Origin of the sequence: Acetivibrio straminisolvens JCM 21531 (assembly GCF_000521465.1) — a bacterium.
Classification (GTDB): domain Bacteria; phylum Bacillota; class Clostridia; order Acetivibrionales; family Acetivibrionaceae; genus Hungateiclostridium; species Hungateiclostridium straminisolvens.
Genome location: NZ_BAVR01000078.1, coordinates 1 through 16,286 on the forward strand (window position 1 = coordinate 1; position 16,286 = coordinate 16,286).

12 protein-coding genes and 4 pseudogenes are annotated in these 16,286 nt (G+C 37.2%); 11 read left to right on the top strand and 5 right to left on the bottom strand.

Annotation, left to right across the window (positions count from 1 at the left end):
- The 3 genes and pseudogenes from rsfS to JCM21531_RS15235 form a co-directional block, all read left to right on the top strand.
- Positions 1-318, top strand: a pseudogene (gene rsfS / locus JCM21531_RS15225) (ribosome silencing factor); the annotation flags it as partial.
- 116 nt (positions 319-434) lie between these two features.
- Positions 435-2,910: pseudogene (gene leuS / locus JCM21531_RS15230) on the top strand (leucine--tRNA ligase).
- A gap of 305 nt (positions 2,911-3,215) precedes the next feature.
- The gene (locus tag JCM21531_RS15235; RefSeq protein WP_131464537.1) at positions 3,216-3,542 is read left to right on the top strand and encodes a hypothetical protein; all 327 of its coding nucleotides are present in this window, start codon (positions 3,216-3,218) and stop codon (positions 3,540-3,542) included.
- A 78-nt stretch (positions 3,543-3,620) separates the two neighbouring features.
- Here JCM21531_RS15235 and JCM21531_RS22835 read toward each other — a convergent pair whose 3' ends face one another.
- From JCM21531_RS22835 to JCM21531_RS22850, 5 genes and pseudogenes are all read right to left on the bottom strand, one after another.
- Positions 3,621-4,097, bottom strand: a complete 477-nt coding sequence (locus tag JCM21531_RS22835; protein ID WP_243467801.1) for a methyl-accepting chemotaxis protein — start codon at positions 4,095-4,097, stop codon at positions 3,621-3,623.
- Positions 4,042-5,115, bottom strand: a complete 1,074-nt coding sequence (locus JCM21531_RS22840) for a methyl-accepting chemotaxis protein (protein ID WP_243467802.1) — start codon at positions 5,113-5,115, stop codon at positions 4,042-4,044. Before JCM21531_RS22840 ends, JCM21531_RS22835 begins: the two co-directional genes overlap by 56 nt.
- A gap of 303 nt (positions 5,116-5,418) precedes the next feature.
- Positions 5,419-7,145, bottom strand: a pseudogene (locus JCM21531_RS15250) (AMP-dependent synthetase/ligase).
- Positions 7,146-7,321: 176 nt separating this feature from the next.
- On the bottom strand, positions 7,322-7,864 hold the full coding sequence (locus JCM21531_RS22845) for a hypothetical protein (protein ID WP_243467803.1): 543 nt from the start codon (positions 7,862-7,864) through the stop codon (positions 7,322-7,324).
- Positions 7,865-7,905: 41 nt separating this feature from the next.
- Positions 7,906-8,637, bottom strand: a complete 732-nt coding sequence (locus JCM21531_RS22850) for a D-alanyl-D-alanine carboxypeptidase family protein (RefSeq protein ID WP_243467804.1) — start codon at positions 8,635-8,637, stop codon at positions 7,906-7,908.
- Between the two features lie 294 nt (positions 8,638-8,931).
- On the opposite strand from JCM21531_RS22850, the gene JCM21531_RS15260 reads away from it, so the two are divergent.
- From JCM21531_RS15260 to rplT, 8 genes and pseudogenes are all read left to right on the top strand, one after another.
- Entirely contained in the window at positions 8,932-9,825 is an 894-nt protein-coding gene (locus JCM21531_RS15260; protein WP_038291140.1) for a ComEA family DNA-binding protein, read from the top strand.
- Between the two features lie 118 nt (positions 9,826-9,943).
- Complete coding sequence (locus JCM21531_RS15265; RefSeq protein WP_243467805.1) at positions 9,944-10,555, top strand: GerMN domain-containing protein; 612 nt, start codon at positions 9,944-9,946, stop codon at positions 10,553-10,555.
- Positions 10,556-11,200: 645 nt separating this feature from the next.
- A complete protein-coding gene (thrS, locus tag JCM21531_RS15270) occupies positions 11,201-13,108 on the top strand; it encodes a threonine--tRNA ligase (RefSeq protein WP_038291141.1) in 1,908 nt (635 codons plus the stop codon).
- 244 nt (positions 13,109-13,352) lie between these two features.
- A pseudogene (thyA, locus tag JCM21531_RS15275) lies at positions 13,353-14,182 on the top strand (thymidylate synthase).
- Positions 14,183-14,195: 13 nt separating this feature from the next.
- A complete protein-coding gene (locus JCM21531_RS15280) occupies positions 14,196-14,699 on the top strand; it encodes a dihydrofolate reductase (protein WP_038291143.1) in 504 nt (167 codons plus the stop codon).
- A gap of 270 nt (positions 14,700-14,969) precedes the next feature.
- Positions 14,970-15,464 carry a translation initiation factor IF-3 gene (gene infC, locus JCM21531_RS15285; RefSeq protein ID WP_038291144.1) on the top strand — a complete coding sequence of 165 codons (495 nt, stop codon included), beginning with the start codon at positions 14,970-14,972 and terminating at the stop codon, positions 15,462-15,464.
- 24 nt (positions 15,465-15,488) lie between these two features.
- Positions 15,489-15,686: a 50S ribosomal protein L35 gene (gene rpmI / locus JCM21531_RS15290; RefSeq protein WP_038291145.1), complete on the top strand. Its 198-nt coding sequence runs from the start codon at positions 15,489-15,491 to the stop codon at positions 15,684-15,686.
- A gap of 18 nt (positions 15,687-15,704) precedes the next feature.
- Positions 15,705-16,058, top strand: coding sequence for a 50S ribosomal protein L20 (gene rplT, locus JCM21531_RS15295; protein WP_038291146.1), 354 nt, complete (start codon positions 15,705-15,707; stop codon positions 16,056-16,058).
- The last annotated feature ends 228 nt before the right edge of the window (positions 16,059-16,286 follow it).

A 16,286-nucleotide genomic window follows, 5' to 3' on the forward strand; every position in this document is an offset into this window, starting at 1 on the left:
AAAGATTGTGAGTATATTGGAGGAAAAAAAGGCCAAGGATTTGAACACCATTGACATAAGGGAAATATCTATTCTCGCAGATTATTTTATAATATGCAGCGGTACATCCACAACGCATATAAGGCTCTTGCCGATGAAGTGGAAGAAAAAATGCAAGAGGCTGGCATAGAACCTTTGCATAAGGAAGGCTATAATAGTGCAAGGTGGATATTAGTGGATTATGGAGATGTGGTGCTTCACATTTTCCATGAAGAGGACAGGGGATTTTATAACCTTGAAAGACTGTGGTCTGATGGAGTAATGAAGCACAGACAGTGAGAGGAAAATCCATCTGTATTTTTTATAAGTAGATGCAAAAGGACTCCATTTATAGGACGTTTTTTGGAGTTTTGATATAATTTTATCGATTGCTAATCGGATCTGGAGGTTGTTTTATGCATTATAATTTTATGGACATTGAAAAGAAGTGGCAGAAAAAGTGGCTGGATGACAAATCTTTTTCTGCAAAAGAAGACGAAAATAAAAAGAAGTATTATGTGCTTGAGATGTTTCCCTATCCCTCTGGAAATCTTCACATGGGTCATGTAAGGAATTATTCCATAGGAGATGTGGTAGCAAGGTTCAAAAAAATGAACGGCTTTAATGTACTTCATCCCATGGGATGGGATTCATTCGGTTTGCCTGCTGAGAATGCCGCTATTAAGAGGGGTGTCCATCCCAATGATTGGACATGGTCCAATATCGACAATATGAGAAGGCAGCTTAAAGAACTGGGTATTAGTTATGATTGGGATAGAGAGGTTGCTACTTGTCATCCCGATTACTACAAGTGGACTCAATGGATGTTCCTTCAACTTTATAAGAACGGTCTGGCGTATAAGAAAAAATCTTATGTAAACTGGTGTCCGTCCTGTGCAACGGTTCTTGCCAATGAGCAGGTTGTAAACGGAGCCTGTGAGCGTTGTAAGTCGGTGGTTGGAAAAAAAGACCTCGAGCAGTGGTTCTTTAAGATAACCGATTATGCCCAAAGACTTTTGGACGATATTGAAAAGCTCAAGGGCTGGCCTGACAAAGTTAAGATTATGCAGCAAAACTGGATTGGCAGAAGTGAAGGCGTTGAAGTTGATTTTAAAGTGGACGGAATGGATAAGTCAGTCAGGGTGTATACTACAAGACCTGACACCATATATGGTGTGACCTATATGGTAATTGCGCCGGAGCATCCTGTTGTAAAAGAATTGATTAAAGGTACCGAACAAGAACAGGTATGCAATGAGTTTATAAGTAAAATGATGTATTTGAATGAAATAGACAGGACTTCAAACGATGTTGAAAAGGAAGGTGTATTTACAGGAAGGTATGTCATTAATCCGTTAAACGGTGACAGAGTTCCTTTATACCTTGCCAATTATGTTCTCGCAGATACGGAACCGGTGTTGTTATGGCAGTTCCTTCTCACGACCAAAGAGACTTTGAGTTTGCAAAGAAGTACAATTTGCCGGTTAAAGTTGTAATTCAGCCGGAAGGACAAGAGCTTGATCCGTCAAAAATGACAGAAGCCTTTGTAGATATAGGTTATCTCGTTAACTCCGGAGAGTTCAACGGTGTAAGAAGCGATGAGGCTATCGGAAAGATAATTGATTATATTGAGCAAAAGGGCTATGGTGAAAGAAAGGTAAACTTCAGGCTTAGAGACTGGCTTATTTCCAGACAGAGGTACTGGGGTGCGCCTATACCGATAATTTACTGTGATGATTGCGGGGCTGTGCCTGTTCCCGAAGAGGATTTGCCGGTTATTCTGCCGACAGATATTAAGTTCTCAGGTGTTGGGGAATCGCCACTTGCCACAAGTGAGACCTTCATATCTGCTCCTTGTCCGAAATGCGGTAAGACGGGAAAAAGAGAATTGGATACCATGGACACCTTTGTATGTTCTTCATGGTATTACCTTAGGTATTGTGACCCATGTAACGATAAAGCTCCTTTTGACAAGGAAAATATAAGGTATTGGCTGCCTGTTGACCAATACATAGGCGGTGTTGAACATGCAATTTTGCACCTTTTATATTCCAGATTCTTTATGAAAGTTCTTTATGATTTGGGATATGTAGATTATGATGAGCCCTTTACAAACCTTCTGACCCAAGGAATGGTGCTGAAGGATGGCGCCAAGATGTCGAAATCTCTGGGTAATGTCGTAAGCCTGAAGAGATAATTGAAAAATACGGTGCCGACACAGCAAGGTTGTTTATACTCTTTGCATCTCCACCGGAAAAGGATTTGGAATGGAGCGACCAGGGAGTTGAAGGCTGCTACAGATTTATCAACAGGGTATGGAGAATAGTAAATGAGTTTAGTTGTGCGATAAAGGAAGGCGCGGGCATTGATACTTCCGTGTTTACCAAGGAGGACAAAGAGCTTTGGTATATGCTGAACAACACATTAAAGCGTGTTACGGATGATATCAGCTTGAGATTCAACTTTAACACTGCTATTAGTGCTATTATGGAGCTGGTAAATTCCTTGTATTATTATAAGGATAAAGTGGCTGATGACAGCAAGAATAAGGCTCTTATCAAGGATTCTGTTGAAAAATTGATAATTATGCTGGCTCCCTTTATTCCTCATGCTGCTGAAGAACTGTGGTCGGTAGTTGGAAAGGAAAGCAGTGTGCATGAGCAGAAGTGGCCTTCGTTTGACCCGGCTGCTCTTATCAGGGATGAAATTGAAATTGTGCTTCAGATAAACGGAAAGGTGAGAGACAAGATTGTAATACCGTCGGATCTCACGAAAGAGCAGGTTGAGGAAAGGGCTTTGGAAAGTGAAAAGATTAAGGCTGAAATATCCGGAAAAAATGTTGTAAAGGTTATTTCCGTTCCGGGCAAGCTGGTTAATATTGTTGTGAAATAAGGTTTGATTAGTAAATTGTAGAGCTATTTATATGCAGTGGGATTGCTCAATGAATTTTCCTGCTTCATGTGAATAGCTCTTTATTTATTTAAAGATATTTCGCATTCGCTTTACACAACACATCATTTCTGATTGACTTGCCTTGTATGGATTTTTGGTTTGCTTAAAATGTCATATTGTTCATTATAATAAGTCATTTGGCTTATGTATGACAGTATTAGCAGAAGTAAAACTAGAGTAGAGAAGTAATAGTTAAGAAAAATTAGCAAAAACCGATAAATATAATAAACAAATAGGAGGGAGAAATGATGGGTGAATTTAGTTCTGAAAATCATACTTCATACCCAAAGTTGGTTGAAATAATTATTGATGAACTTGCTCAATTGAATATTTATCTCGGAAGAGAATACCAATGTAAAAAGAGAGGAGACAGTGCTTATATTTTCGAGGCGATTTCTCACGGACCGGATCGTAAAAACATAGTTACAGTTTGGCCAAATAGAAAAGGTGGAGGTAGTATTCGGATTGTTGGTATCGGTAAATATAAGGACCGACGTGTTTTTGATAAAAATGATATTGGGACGAATGAATTTCGAGCGAATTTACGCATGGCATATAGCAAAACCAAGTGAAGATACATAGTTAACTTCTGAAACATATGACCATAGTAAAGGCAGGTTTGTCTGAACCTGCCTGTCCGTATTTTGTTATTACGATTCTATTAATTTATTTGAACTTGTCTGAACATCTTTAGCTAAATCGGAAATGGCTTGGAAAGATTGGTTGAGTTTTTCCAAAACATCGGAAATTTCAGATATTCCCGATGAAGTCGCCTCAAATTCGGACAGAGTTTGTCCCATAACAGATTTAATAGCTTGGATGTGCTCTTCCAATTTCTTAATAAGTTTTTCAGATTGCATTATTTCATCTATTACAGAATTCTGACAGCTGTACATTTTTGCAAAATCCCCTTTAGTGTTTTCCAAAAGTTTAAGGGTATCATATATATTAGTTTGTGTTAGATTAATTGCTTCTAAGGATTGCTCGGTTCCTTCGCTCATTTTATAAAGAATATCGGTAATATTTTTGGCGGATGCAGTGGATTGGTCTGCAAGCTCCTGATTTCTGTAGCTACAACTGCAAAGCTTTTCCTGCTTCTCCAGCTCTGGCAGCTTCGATAGAAGCATTTAATGCCAATAGATTGGTTTGGTCGGATACACTGTTAATAACCTGCAGTGCTTCATTTATCAATTCATTATTCAGGCTGATATATTCAAATTGCTTGATGGTTTCTTGATTGGAAGTGTTGATTTTATTTACATTTTTAACAATATATTCAATATTATTCTGGTTCTTTTCTGTAATTTCACTCATAGATTCTGTCAGCTTTGTTATTATATTAGAATGTTCCATGGTTTTCTCTATATGTGTCTCAATCTCATTTATATAATTTTGGCTTTCCTCAGCTTTATTTGCCATTGCCTCTGATTTGGATGAAATAGAGCATGCTGACTCTGAAATAGCTGTTAGTGAATCACGGCTTTGATGGATATAAGAATACAAAGCATTAATATTTTTATTAATATTTTCGGCATTCTCCATAACCTTGTTCAGCAAAGCATCGCTGTTTTCGCCTTGCTCTAGCGCACTGTTTAATACACTATGGGTTTTCTTTGCTATATACATAAATATATAACCGTAGGCCATTAGCTGTATCAGATAATACTCAGTTGAGCCTATGGCCAATGTCTTTGTAAATATAACATCATCTTCTATCATAGTTCCGTTATACAAAAAATAAAGAAAAATCGACATGGCTATTAAAACTGGAATTTTAATAAGCATTATTTTCTTTAGCATCTTTGAGTCATAGTACAATGCTCCAAAAACGAATGGAAATATCAGTGCCGGTGCTGCGTAAACCCATGAGCTTACGTATAATCCAATGGAAATAAGCTCTGCCGAAATCAGTAAAACAGCAACAAAGTTCTTCTTATCTTTTGAGAATTTATAATATAGAATCGGAATTAGTGCTGCTATTCCCGATAAGGCAATTAACCAATCTCCAGCATCTGCATTCCATTTTTTATTTATTTCTACAATGAAAAAGTCAATTATTGAAAAAATAAAACAGAACTTCATACATTTTAATGCAAAACTATCAGATTCCATACGGCTTTTGGCAGCAATATCTTTTGAATTCATATAACAACCTCCGATTTGGTTCTAAAGTTTGAATGCAAAAATGATCAGACTTTATGTTCAATTTTTTATTTTTCAGTTGTAGAAAGACTAATTGACTTGTTATAATTATCAGAATGATTTGATAAAGATTTAGATTTTAACAAGCATGAAATTTAAAAAGAAGGCAGGAATTTATAGTTTGAAATTTAACAGGTAGATTTACCGTGGACTTAAATTTTTAAGATTTGTGTTATAAGAAGAAAATAAAAGCCTCAGTATAAAGGTAGTATCTTTACTGAGGCTTTCAATTTATCTACATCCAATTTATACGCGAGTTTTCTCAAGATATCGTTTAATCTTCTTTGAGGATGTCTTGGCAAATTCATTTTCACGAATGGTTATATCAACAACTCTTTTATAAACCGGCATGTTCTTGTTTATCGACCTAATCTCTGACTTAATAAGGTTGTAAACCTCTTCAGGGGACGGTTCCGTATCTATTTTGAGTTTTGCTTTAATTGCATCAATATCCGGTACAATTTGGGCTACTACTATTGTTTCGTCGTTTTTATCGTTTTCTCTTCCCGAGACTAAAGACTCCTTGATATACGGACTTTTGTTAATATAGGCTTCAACTTCCTCAGGGAAGATATTTTTGCCGGTTTTGGTTACTATAATATTCTTCTTGCGTCCGGTAATATAAATGAAGCCTGTTTCGTCCATGCGTCCAAGGTCTCCGGTATAGAGCCATCCGTCTTTAAGCACTGCGTTGGTAGCAGCTTCATTATTGTAATAACCAAGCATTACGCTGTCACCTTTAACTATTATTTCACCAAGTCCGTCTTTATCAGGGTTATTAATCTCAACCTCGAGCCCGGGAAGGGGAAGACCTACAGAATCATGCCTATACAGCTTATCCCGATTTACCGAAACTATCGGCGAAGCTTCAGTGAGACCATATCCCTGAAGTACTTCTACGCCCATAGCTTCAAACCCCCTTGCCACATCGGGATCAAGTGCTGCGGCACCTGAAATGACCAGTCTCAATTTACCGCCAACGTTATCGATTATAGATTTAAAAAGCTTTCTGCGTATGTCAATTTTCAAACCCTTGTACAGTAAATTGCTGATGAAAAGTCCGGCTTTCAGTTTGAATTTAAGGCTTTTGTTTTTTGAAGCCTGTTCCCATATTTTATTGTACATGCTTTCCAAAATAAGAGGCACCAGAATGAGGATTGTCGCTGTGCCTCTTTAAGATTTTTGCCTATATGTTTTAGACCCTCATTGAAGGTTATTGTTGCTCCATTGTATATCATGGTAAGAAAGCCTGCAGTACACTCATAGGTATGGTGCAGGGGCAGTATTGAAAGCACTGAGTCATTGCTGTCCATACGAACAGAAGCTGAAACGGACATTATATTTGAACAGATATTTTTATGGGACAGCATGACGGCTTTAGCATGGTCTGTTGTTCCGGAAGTAAAAATCATTGCACTCATCGAAGTTTCATCTATGGGCGCATTAAGGTAGTCTTTTTTACCTGATTCCAAAAGTTTCTTTCCTTTTTCAAGAAGAGACCAAAAAGATATAAACTTCTCATCTTCGTCTTTATCTGCACTCATGTTGATAAAGTATTTGACGTTGCTCAAGCGAGGGGACATTTCTTTAATTCCTTCGTGAAATTTACCCGAGTAGACAACGACATTGGCAGTGGACTGTCTTAAAAGATTTTCCAGTTCGGCAATAGGAAGCTCTTTGTCTAAAGGTATAATTACCCCAACGCCGTTTACAGTTGCAAGATAGGTTACGCACCATTCGTACCTGTTTTCGCCTATAACGGCAACAAAGCCTTTGTCCAGGCCCAATTCAAGCAAGGCAGTTCCGAAAGAGTCAATATCATTCTTGAACTCGGAAAAAGTGATTCCTCTATATGAATTATCTTTTGTTTTAACATAAAAAGCATTTTTGTCGGCAAATAGCTGGCTGCTTTGTTCGATCATGTCTCTTAAGTTTTTAATTGCTCTTACTTCGAAAACCGGTGAAGTTTTCACAAAATACCACTCCTTTAGGGCTAAATACAGTAAGAAATATTTAGTCCCTTGAAATTTGACATATAAATTATACATTAAAATAAGAGCTTTGTAACGATTTTTTTACAAAGCAAATTAAAAAAAAAGTTTTGTTAATCATAGAAATACTTTATAATTATACTTATATTATAATTATATTAAGGCCGGAATATTTTTTTGTCTTTTGAACGAAGACTTCGTGAAATTCTACGTAGGGTAAATCTGAGCATAAGGAACATCAACATGAAAATTAATGCTCCAGTTGTAACTTTTTTAAAAACAGGATCGGCTACTGTTTTTATAATTACGCTTTGAGGCTCCTCTGAAGGCTGAAGTTTCTCAACATTCCTTGAAGCAACAGCATCTACTTTGCCGATGGTTATGCCGTTTCTTTTGACTTCGATAAAACCGAGAACATCTCCTTTTTTTACCGGAGCCTCTATGTTTTCCATAATATATCTTTCAATTTCATAATCAGTATTTTTGGAGTTGTTGGGCAATAAACATTCCAGACCATCCGGCGATGCTAAAATATCCAGATTGTGATTGCCGGAAGCGTTGGAAACAGGTACGGAAGTTATATACGAATTTGGTGCTATAACAGGCTGAATAGAATAGTTTTTGAACCCGTATTCCAACAGCCTTTTGGAATATTCGAATACCATATCGTAATTTTCCACACCAAGGACTACGGCAATCAATTCTGTTCCTTCATCGTTTATGGCAGAAGAAACAAGATTGTTCAGGCTCTGTCGGTATAACCGGTCTTTATGCCGGTAACTTTGGAAAAATATTCCGACTTGTATCTTGATTTTTCGTAAAGCAGCAATCTGTTGGTAGTTCCGACGATAACCTCTTCTGAATGCTTGTTTGTAGGAGGTATTTTGATAATGGTTTTTTGAACAATTTCCCTAAATTGAGGTATCGTCATTGCATACTGTGATATTTTTGCAAGATCCCTTGCTGTAGTAAGATGATTTTTCCCCTTTTCTCCATTATCGATACCGCAGGGGTTTAAAAAATTTGTGTTGGTGGCTCCAAGCTCTTTTGCCTTTTCGTTCATAAGGTTATAAAATTCCTGACGGGAAGAGCAGAGATTTTCAGCAATAACATAGGCAGTCTCATTGGCGGATCTCACCAAGAGAGCATCCAGCAAGTACCTTAGCTCTAACTGTTCTCCGGGCAGCAAACCGATATGCATGCCGCCAGGGCCTATATCGTCTATGGCAGACTGATTAACAGTCATTATTTGATCGAGGTCTCCAAGTTCGAGTGCCAATATTGCAGTCATGATTTTGGTAGTGCTGGCGGGATATGTTTTAAAATCAGGATTGTATTCGGCAAGAACCTGACCGGTTTTGGAATCTATCAAAATATATGCTCGTGCATTAATATCCAATGGCTGTGCTTTTACCATTACAACACTTGAAAAGAAAATGGTTGTCATAACAAGAAATAACAATATTTTTTTCATTATTGCCTCCAGTTAATCACGATGTTTTTATCAATGGTAAAAAAAAGAAAACAACATTATTTAAAGTATAACAAAAAAATGTTGAAAAAAGTAGAGGTATGTGAAAAAATCTGTAGGTAAATAAAGGAACAAGCATTTGCATTTTTATGTATAATAATTATTATATAAATAAACAGTGCAATAAGTATTTTACATATTGTAGCATCAGATGTAGCATAAAACCATAAATACCTAGATGCCGGTTATATGCTGTTAGTTATATTTTAACTGTACTTAATTGATGGAGGGATGTTTTTGTTAAGGGACTTTCTAAATCAGGAAGTAAGTATGAAAAAAGGAGTAGTTGCACTTATGATATTGGGATTGCTTGCGACTACTTCGGTTACGGGCTTTCTTCTTGCAAACGATAATAGAGATATAATTATAAGCAGGGCAAAAGACCAACAACATGCTGCAGAAGCAGAGACTAACGGAGAAAAAGCCTCCGAAAATTCCGATGTAAATAAAGAGCCTGTGGAAGAGATAAAGGTGTATGTTGTCGGAGAAGTTAACAAGCCCGGTGTGGTTACGATAAAAAAGGGGCAGATAATACAGGATGCCATTGAACTTGCCGGAGGTCCAACACAAGATGCGGATATTGAGAACATAAACTTGGCATATGAGCTGCAAGAAAATGTTATGATAAGGATTATGTCCAAAAATGAAGGGGCACAGCAGGATGCTGATGAAGGCGGCGGTATGCAAGCCGTTGCATCAGAAGGTAATACCGTGGGTAAAAGTGTTGCTTCGGGAAGTAGTTCAAGTAAGGGCGCTTCGGCAAAAACTGTTTCCGGCAAGACGGAGAAAAATAGCTCAGGCTCAGCTGCTTCAAAGAATAATTCGGGACAGAATAATCAGAGTGAGGCAGCTATAGGAATTACCATTACCAAAGACAGCGGTGGAGCCGTAATCGGAGAGAATGAAAGCAAAAATGCAAATAATAGCACTTCAGATACGAAAATCAATATAAATACTGCAACTGTGGATCAACTTGACTCTCTTCCGGGAATAGGCCCTTCCATTGCGGCAAAAATAGTGGCCTATCGTGAACAAAACGGTGATTTTAAAGCAATAGAAGATATAATGAATGTATCGGGGATAGGTCAGAGTAAATTCAACAATATTAAAGATTTTATTACGGTAAAATAAGTGGGATTTATTGGATTGACTGAAATGGTCTTACGTTAAGTGCAATTATGAAGTATAATTATATTAAGTTTGTTTATGCCAAAAAACGAAGGGGGTGGATTGTCAGGCTTAAGTTTTTTTGAAAAGTCTGATAAGAGCACTAATGAAAAGAATTTTAATACCGATTGCAGCTTTGACAATTCTTATATTTATTGCAGGATGTAGTTTTTTTGGAGGTTCAAATACGGGCACATCCGGCAATGGACAGCAAAGCAGCGAAAATAATGGTAATGTAATCCAAGAGCCTAATTCTGAGAAAGGCTCGGAGGAAGACGTAACAAGGACTGTAACGGTGTATTTCGGTGACTTTCAAGCAGAAAAGGTGGTTCCTGAAGCAAGGACTGTGGAAATAAAGGCAGGAGACAGTATTGAAAAAATAATTTTTGATGAGCTGGCAAAAGGGCCTGAGTCAGAAGCGTTGGATCCTGTGATTCCGGAAGGCACACAACTATTGTCGGTCAAAACCGAGAATGGAATCTGTACATTGAATTTATCGAAAGAGTTTGTTGAAAATCATATAGGAGGAACTGCCGCCGAACTAATGACCATTAACTCCATTGTTGCTTCGTATACAGAGCTTCCTGAGATAGATAAAGTTCAGTTTTTAATAGATGGTAATGTCAGGGAATTTTTTGTCCATGAAGCACTGGATACTCCAATTGGAAGAAATGAAAGTATTATAAAGAAATAAACGATTAGCTGGCATACTCGCCAGCTTTTTTAATTATTGCCCGTCATAAAGGGATAATAATAATGGTTGTAAATAAATAACCCAGTAAAACAAATGTGGTCGGCAGGATGAGGTATATATGATAAACTTTTTTATTTTTTGATGCCTTAGCTTTCTAAATTTTTTTAGTCTGGTTGTCCGCATATATAGTTCCCTCCAATTAATGCTAATCCACATTATACCACAAAATATGTTTTTTTATTATTTCCGGGAAATTATATAACAATTGTTGCAGTTTTATATATTTTTTCTGCAGTTGACATTGAGAATATAAAAATATATAATTATTTTTAATATGAATTATATTTGTATGTCAACAATGAAGAGAAGAGTAGACTGAGGGATTCCTTTTAGAGAGAAGGTATCGATGGCTGCAAGTACCTTTAAGGAATTTCAGTTGAAGACCACCTCGGAGTTGAAACGGTGATTACGTTATAATCGTAATGAGTAACAATTAGGGTGGAACCACGGGAGAAACAACTCTCGTCCCTTGCTTTTGAGGGATGAGAGTTTTTTATTTAGGCTCTTGGAATAAAATGAAAGAGGCAAAAGCGAAGGGACTCGATGTCCCGAGCTTTTATTTATTTAGAATAAAGGAGGTATTTTATGATTAAAGTAACGCTCAAAGATGGAAGTGTTAAGGAATACAATAAAGGGATTACAATCAAAGAAGTGGCAGAGAGCATAAGTGCAGGGCTCGCGCGGGTTGCCATTTCAGGAGAGGTAAACGGCGAAGTTAAAGATTTGAGCTACCGGCTTGAGGATGATTGCACCCTCAACTTGCTGACCTTTGATGATGATGGTGGAAAGCATGCTTACAGGCATACCACATCCCATATACTGGCACAAGCTGTTAAAAGGCTGTATCCTGAAGCCAAGCTTGCGATTGGACCCTCAATAGAAAACGGTTTCTACTATGACTTTGATGTGGAAAAACCTTTTTCGGTAGAAGATTTGACGAACATTGAAAATGAAATGCAAAAAATCATAAAGGAAGACTACAAGCTTGAAAGATTTACTCTTCCGAGAGATGAAGCTATAAAGTTTATGGAAGAGAAAAACGAACCCTACAAGGTTGAGTTGATTCGAGATTTGCCTGAGGGCGAAACAATTTCATTTTACAAGCAGGGAGAATTTGTTGATCTATGTGCCGGTCCTCACATAGAATCCACAGGCAAGGTCAAAGCCTTTAAGCTGATGTCGGTTGCAGGGGCATACTGGAGAGGTAATGAAAAGAATAAAATGCTCCAGAGAATATACGGTACTTCCTTCAATAAGAAAAGTGAATTGGATGCATATATTACAAGGATTGAGGAAGCAAAGAAGAGAGACCACCGGAAGCTTGGAAGAGAGTTGGATCTCTTTGATATTTATGAAGAAGGTCCCGGTTTTCCTTTCTTTATGCCAAAGGGTATGGTTTTGAGAAACGCTTTGGAAGAGTATTGGAGAGAGGAACACAGTAAGGCAGGGTATCAAGAGATAAGGACTCCGATAATTTTGAATGAAGAACTCTGGCACCGTTCCGGGCATTGGGATCATTACAAAGAGAATATGTATTTTACAAAAATAGATGAAGGAGACTTTGCTATTAAACCTATGAACTGTCCCGGAGGTATGCTGGTGTACAAAAGAAAGCTTCACTCCTACAGGGATTTGCCTCAAAGAATGGCTGAGCTTGGACTGGTCCACAGACATGAGCTTTCCGGAGCTTTGCACGGATTGATGAGGGTTAGATGCTTTACCCAGGACGATGCCCACATATTTATGACTCCGGATCAGATTGAAGGCGAAATTTTGGGTGTAATAAATTTGATTGATGACTTCTACAAGGTTTTTGGCTTCAAATACCATGTTGAGCTGTCCACAAGGCCGGAAAACTCCATGGGTTCGGATGAAGACTGGGAAAGGGCTACAAATGCATTGAGGAGTGCTCTTGAACAGAAAGGAATAAATTATAAGATAAATGAAGGAGACGGAGCATTCTATGGACCTAAGATAGACTTTCACCTCGAGGACTCCATTGGGCGTACTTGGCAGTGCGGAACAATACAGCTCGACTTCCAGATGCCGGAGAGATTTGATTTATCATATATAGGGCCGGATGGAGAAAAGCACAGACCTGTTATGATTCATAGAGTTGTGTTCGGCAGCATAGAAAGGTTTATTGCCATCCTGACTGAGCATTATGCAGGAGCTTTCCCTGTATGGCTTTCGCCGGTACAGGTCAAGATACTGCCCATAGTTGAAAAACAGCACGAGTATGTGGCTGAAATTAAGAAAGTATTGGAACAAAAAGGCATTAGGGTTGAAACTGATTTAAGAAATGAAAAAATCGGCTATAAAATCAGGGAAGCACAGCTTGAAAAAGTTCCTTACATGCTTGTAATTGGCGACAGAGAAATGGAAAACAGAGCTGTTGCGGTAAGGTCGAGAAAAGACGGAGATTTAGGCTCCATGCCTCTTGAAGACTTTGTCAACAAGATTGTTGAAGCTGTAAAGAGCAAAGAAAATTAATTGAATTATAAAAAGAGGGCAAACTCAAGTTTGTCTTCTTTTTTATGACTTATATTATAAATATACTGGCTCATTTACAGCAGGATATGTTAAAATATACTTTGTATTTTCTAATCCATAGGCAATTTTTCGGTAAAATTTATGTCTATATTGTCGATATTAATTCAATAAAGAAGGATTTAGAAGAGAAAATGCATAATATGTCCCATTATTAAACGATTAATTATAAGCGAGGGTAGTTATTATGAGCAAAGCTGATGATATTTTTATTAAAATGTGCAAAGATATTCTTGAAAACGGAGTGTCTTCCGAAGGAGAAACGGTAAGAGCCAAATGGGATGATGGAACACCTGCCCATACAATCAAGAAATTTGGTGTGGTAAACAGGTATGATTTATCGGAAGAGTTTCCGATTCTTACGTTAAGGCCCACAAATCTGAAAGCTGCAATCGATGAATTACTTTGGATATGGCAAAAAAAATCAAATAACATAAAAGATCTCAACAGCCACATTTGGGACAGTTGGGCGGATGAAGAGGGGTCAATAGGCAAAGCATACGGTTATCAATTAGGTATTAAGCATAAATATTCCGAAGGGGAATTTGACCAGGTTGACAGGATTATTTATGATTTAAAACACAATCCCTACAGCAGAAGGATTATTGCCAACATGTACAACCATAGCGACTTGCATGAAATGAACCTTTATCCTTGTGCATACAGCATAACTTTTAATGTTACAGGAAGGAAATTAAATGCAATACTTAATCAGCGTTCGCAGGATGTTTTAGTGGCAAATAACTGGAATGTGGCCCAATATGCAATTTTGGTGCATATGTTTGCCCAAGTTTGCAATCTGGAAGTTGGGGAGTTTGTGCATGTTATTGCCGATGCCATATATATGACAGGCATATACCCCTTATAGAAGAGCTTATACAAAGGACTCCGTATCCGGCTCCAAAATTATTGATTAATCCCGAGAAAAAAGATTTTTATGATTTTAAAGTTGAAGATTTTGTGCTGGAGGGCTATCAGGCTGGACCTCAGATAAAAAACATTCCTGTTGCCGTCTAAAGAGGAGGATAAGATGAAGGCTATTGTTGCAGTTGACTTGAACTGGGGAATTGGATACAAGGGTAATCTTCTTCAACGTATTCCTGAAGATATGAAATTTTTTAAGCAGATGACTTTGGGCAAAGTTGTAGTAATGGGAAGGAAGACGTTTGAATCGCTGCCCGGAAAAGAACCTTTAAAGGATAGAGTAAATATAATATTAAGTAAGAGTGGAGATTTTGAAAATGACAAGATAATAGTGTGCCGCTCCATGGATGAACTTTTTTGTGAGCTTAAGAAGTATAATTCCGATGATATTTTTGCCATAGGCGGAGAAGAGGTGTACACACAGTTGTTGCCGTATTGCTGCGAGGCCTATGTCACTAAATTTAGCAATGAGTATCCTGCGGACAGATATTTCCCAAACTTAGATGAAATGGAAGGATGGAAACCGGTCTCTTTAAGCGAGCCAAAGGAGTATAACGATATTTGGTACAGCCGCTTGAAATATGTAAACGAAAGTCCGAAAGAATACTAATAAAAAATATTATTAAAACTATTGACAAATAACTTATCATCTGATAATATTTAAAAAGCGAAAATAAAGAAGAAGTTATCCACTTCTCACCTTGCAAATTTTGTTTTGTAGGGTTAATACTTAAAATTACTGTACGCAGGTTACAGTATATGTATTAATGTTGTGAGGTATAAGTGGATCATTTCGATGATTCACTTTTTGCATTAAATAACAAAAAATAGCGCGAATCTCGAAAGCCCGGAGGTGTTTTTTATTAACAAAAACGAATTAATGATCAACGAACAAATAAGGGATAAGGAAGTAAGATTGATTGATACTGATGGTACAATGTTAGGTATTATGTCTTCAAAAGAGGCACAGAAACTTGCGAATGCCAAGAACCTGGATTTGGTCAAGATAGCCCCTCAAGCTGTACCGCCTGTGTGCAGGATAATGGATTACGGCAAGTATATGTTTGAGCTTGCCAAGAAGGAAAAAGAGGCTCGTAAAAATCAAAAGGTAATTAATATAAAAGAGGTTAGGCTGTCTGCTTCGATTGAAGAGCATGATTTTAACTTTAAGTTGAAGAATGCAGTCAAGTTTTTAAAGGATGGAGACAAGGTTAAGGTCAGTGTCAAGTTTAGAGGCAGAGAAATGAACTACACCTCGTTAGGACAGCAGGTACTCGAGAAGTTTGCGGAAGCAGTTCAAGAATTTGCTACTGTTGAAAAAAAGCCTAAATTAGAAGGTAGAAATATGTTTATGATTCTTAATCCTAAACAGTAATATAGAATTTAAGGAGGAAATCTTATGCCTAAGATAAAGACGCACAGCTCTTCTAAGAAGAGATTCAAGTTAACAGGTACAGGTAAAGTGAAAAGAGCAAAAGCTTATAAAAGTCACATTTTGACTAAGAAAACTTCAAAAAGAAAAAGAAACTTGAGGAAATCAACAATTGCATCTGATGCAAATGCATCAGTAATCAAAAAGTTGATTCCATACAAGTAAAAAAGGAGGCGTGTGACCATGGCGAGAGTAAAAGGTGGGGTAAGAACCCGTGCTAGACATAAAAAAATATTAAAGCTGGCAAAAGGTTATTTTGGTGCAAAAAGCAAGAATTTTAGAATTGCAAACCAGGCAGTAATGAAATCACTGGTTTATGCTTATAGGGATAGAAGAGCTAAAAAAAGAGATTTCAGACAGCTTTGGATTACAAGAATTAATGCAGCAGCAAGAATGAATGGCTTAAGCTACAGCAAATTTATGAACGGACTTAAAAAATCCGGTATTACTTTAAATAGAAAGATGCTGGCTGAAATGGCTGTAAATGACGCAAATGCTTTTGCACAGTTGGTCGAAAAAGTTAAAGCTGTAAAATAAACCTATATATAAATAGAGAAATAAATCTATATAAATAAAGATAAATAATAGAAGTAAAAAATATAAAAAATAAAAATATAAAATTATAAAAGGGGAGCTTTAATAGGCTCTCTTTTTTGATATAATAATCCGGACATTTTATTTTGAGGTGAGGAAATGAACTATATAAGCAGTGCACAAAATCCGATTGTAAAAGAAGTTAAGGCTTTAAAACAAAAAAAGCATCGT

Bases quoted from the DNA above. Each gene is read 5' to 3' on its own strand.
- JCM21531_RS15235 (WP_131464537.1), top strand. From the start codon at position 3,216: ATGATGGGTGAATTTAGTTCTGAAAATCATACTTCATACCCAAAGTTG.
- infC (WP_038291144.1), top strand. From the start codon at position 14,970: ATGATCAACGAACAAATAAGGGATAAGGAAGTAAGATTGATTGATACT.
- rpmI (WP_038291145.1), top strand. From the start codon at position 15,489: ATGCCTAAGATAAAGACGCACAGCTCTTCTAAGAAGAGATTCAAGTTA.
- thrS (WP_038291141.1), top strand. From the start codon at position 11,201: ATGATTAAAGTAACGCTCAAAGATGGAAGTGTTAAGGAATACAATAAA.
- JCM21531_RS22835 (WP_243467801.1), bottom strand. From the start codon at position 4,097: ATGCTTCTATCGAAGCTGCCAGAGCTGGAGAAGCAGGAAAAGCTTTGC.
- JCM21531_RS15280 (WP_038291143.1), top strand. From the start codon at position 14,196: ATGAAGGCTATTGTTGCAGTTGACTTGAACTGGGGAATTGGATACAAG.
- JCM21531_RS22840 (WP_243467802.1), bottom strand. From the start codon at position 5,115: ATGAATTCAAAAGATATTGCTGCCAAAAGCCGTATGGAATCTGATAGT.
- rplT (WP_038291146.1), top strand. From the start codon at position 15,705: ATGGCGAGAGTAAAAGGTGGGGTAAGAACCCGTGCTAGACATAAAAAA.
- JCM21531_RS22850 (WP_243467804.1), bottom strand. From the start codon at position 8,637: ATGAAAAAAATATTGTTATTTCTTGTTATGACAACCATTTTCTTTTCA.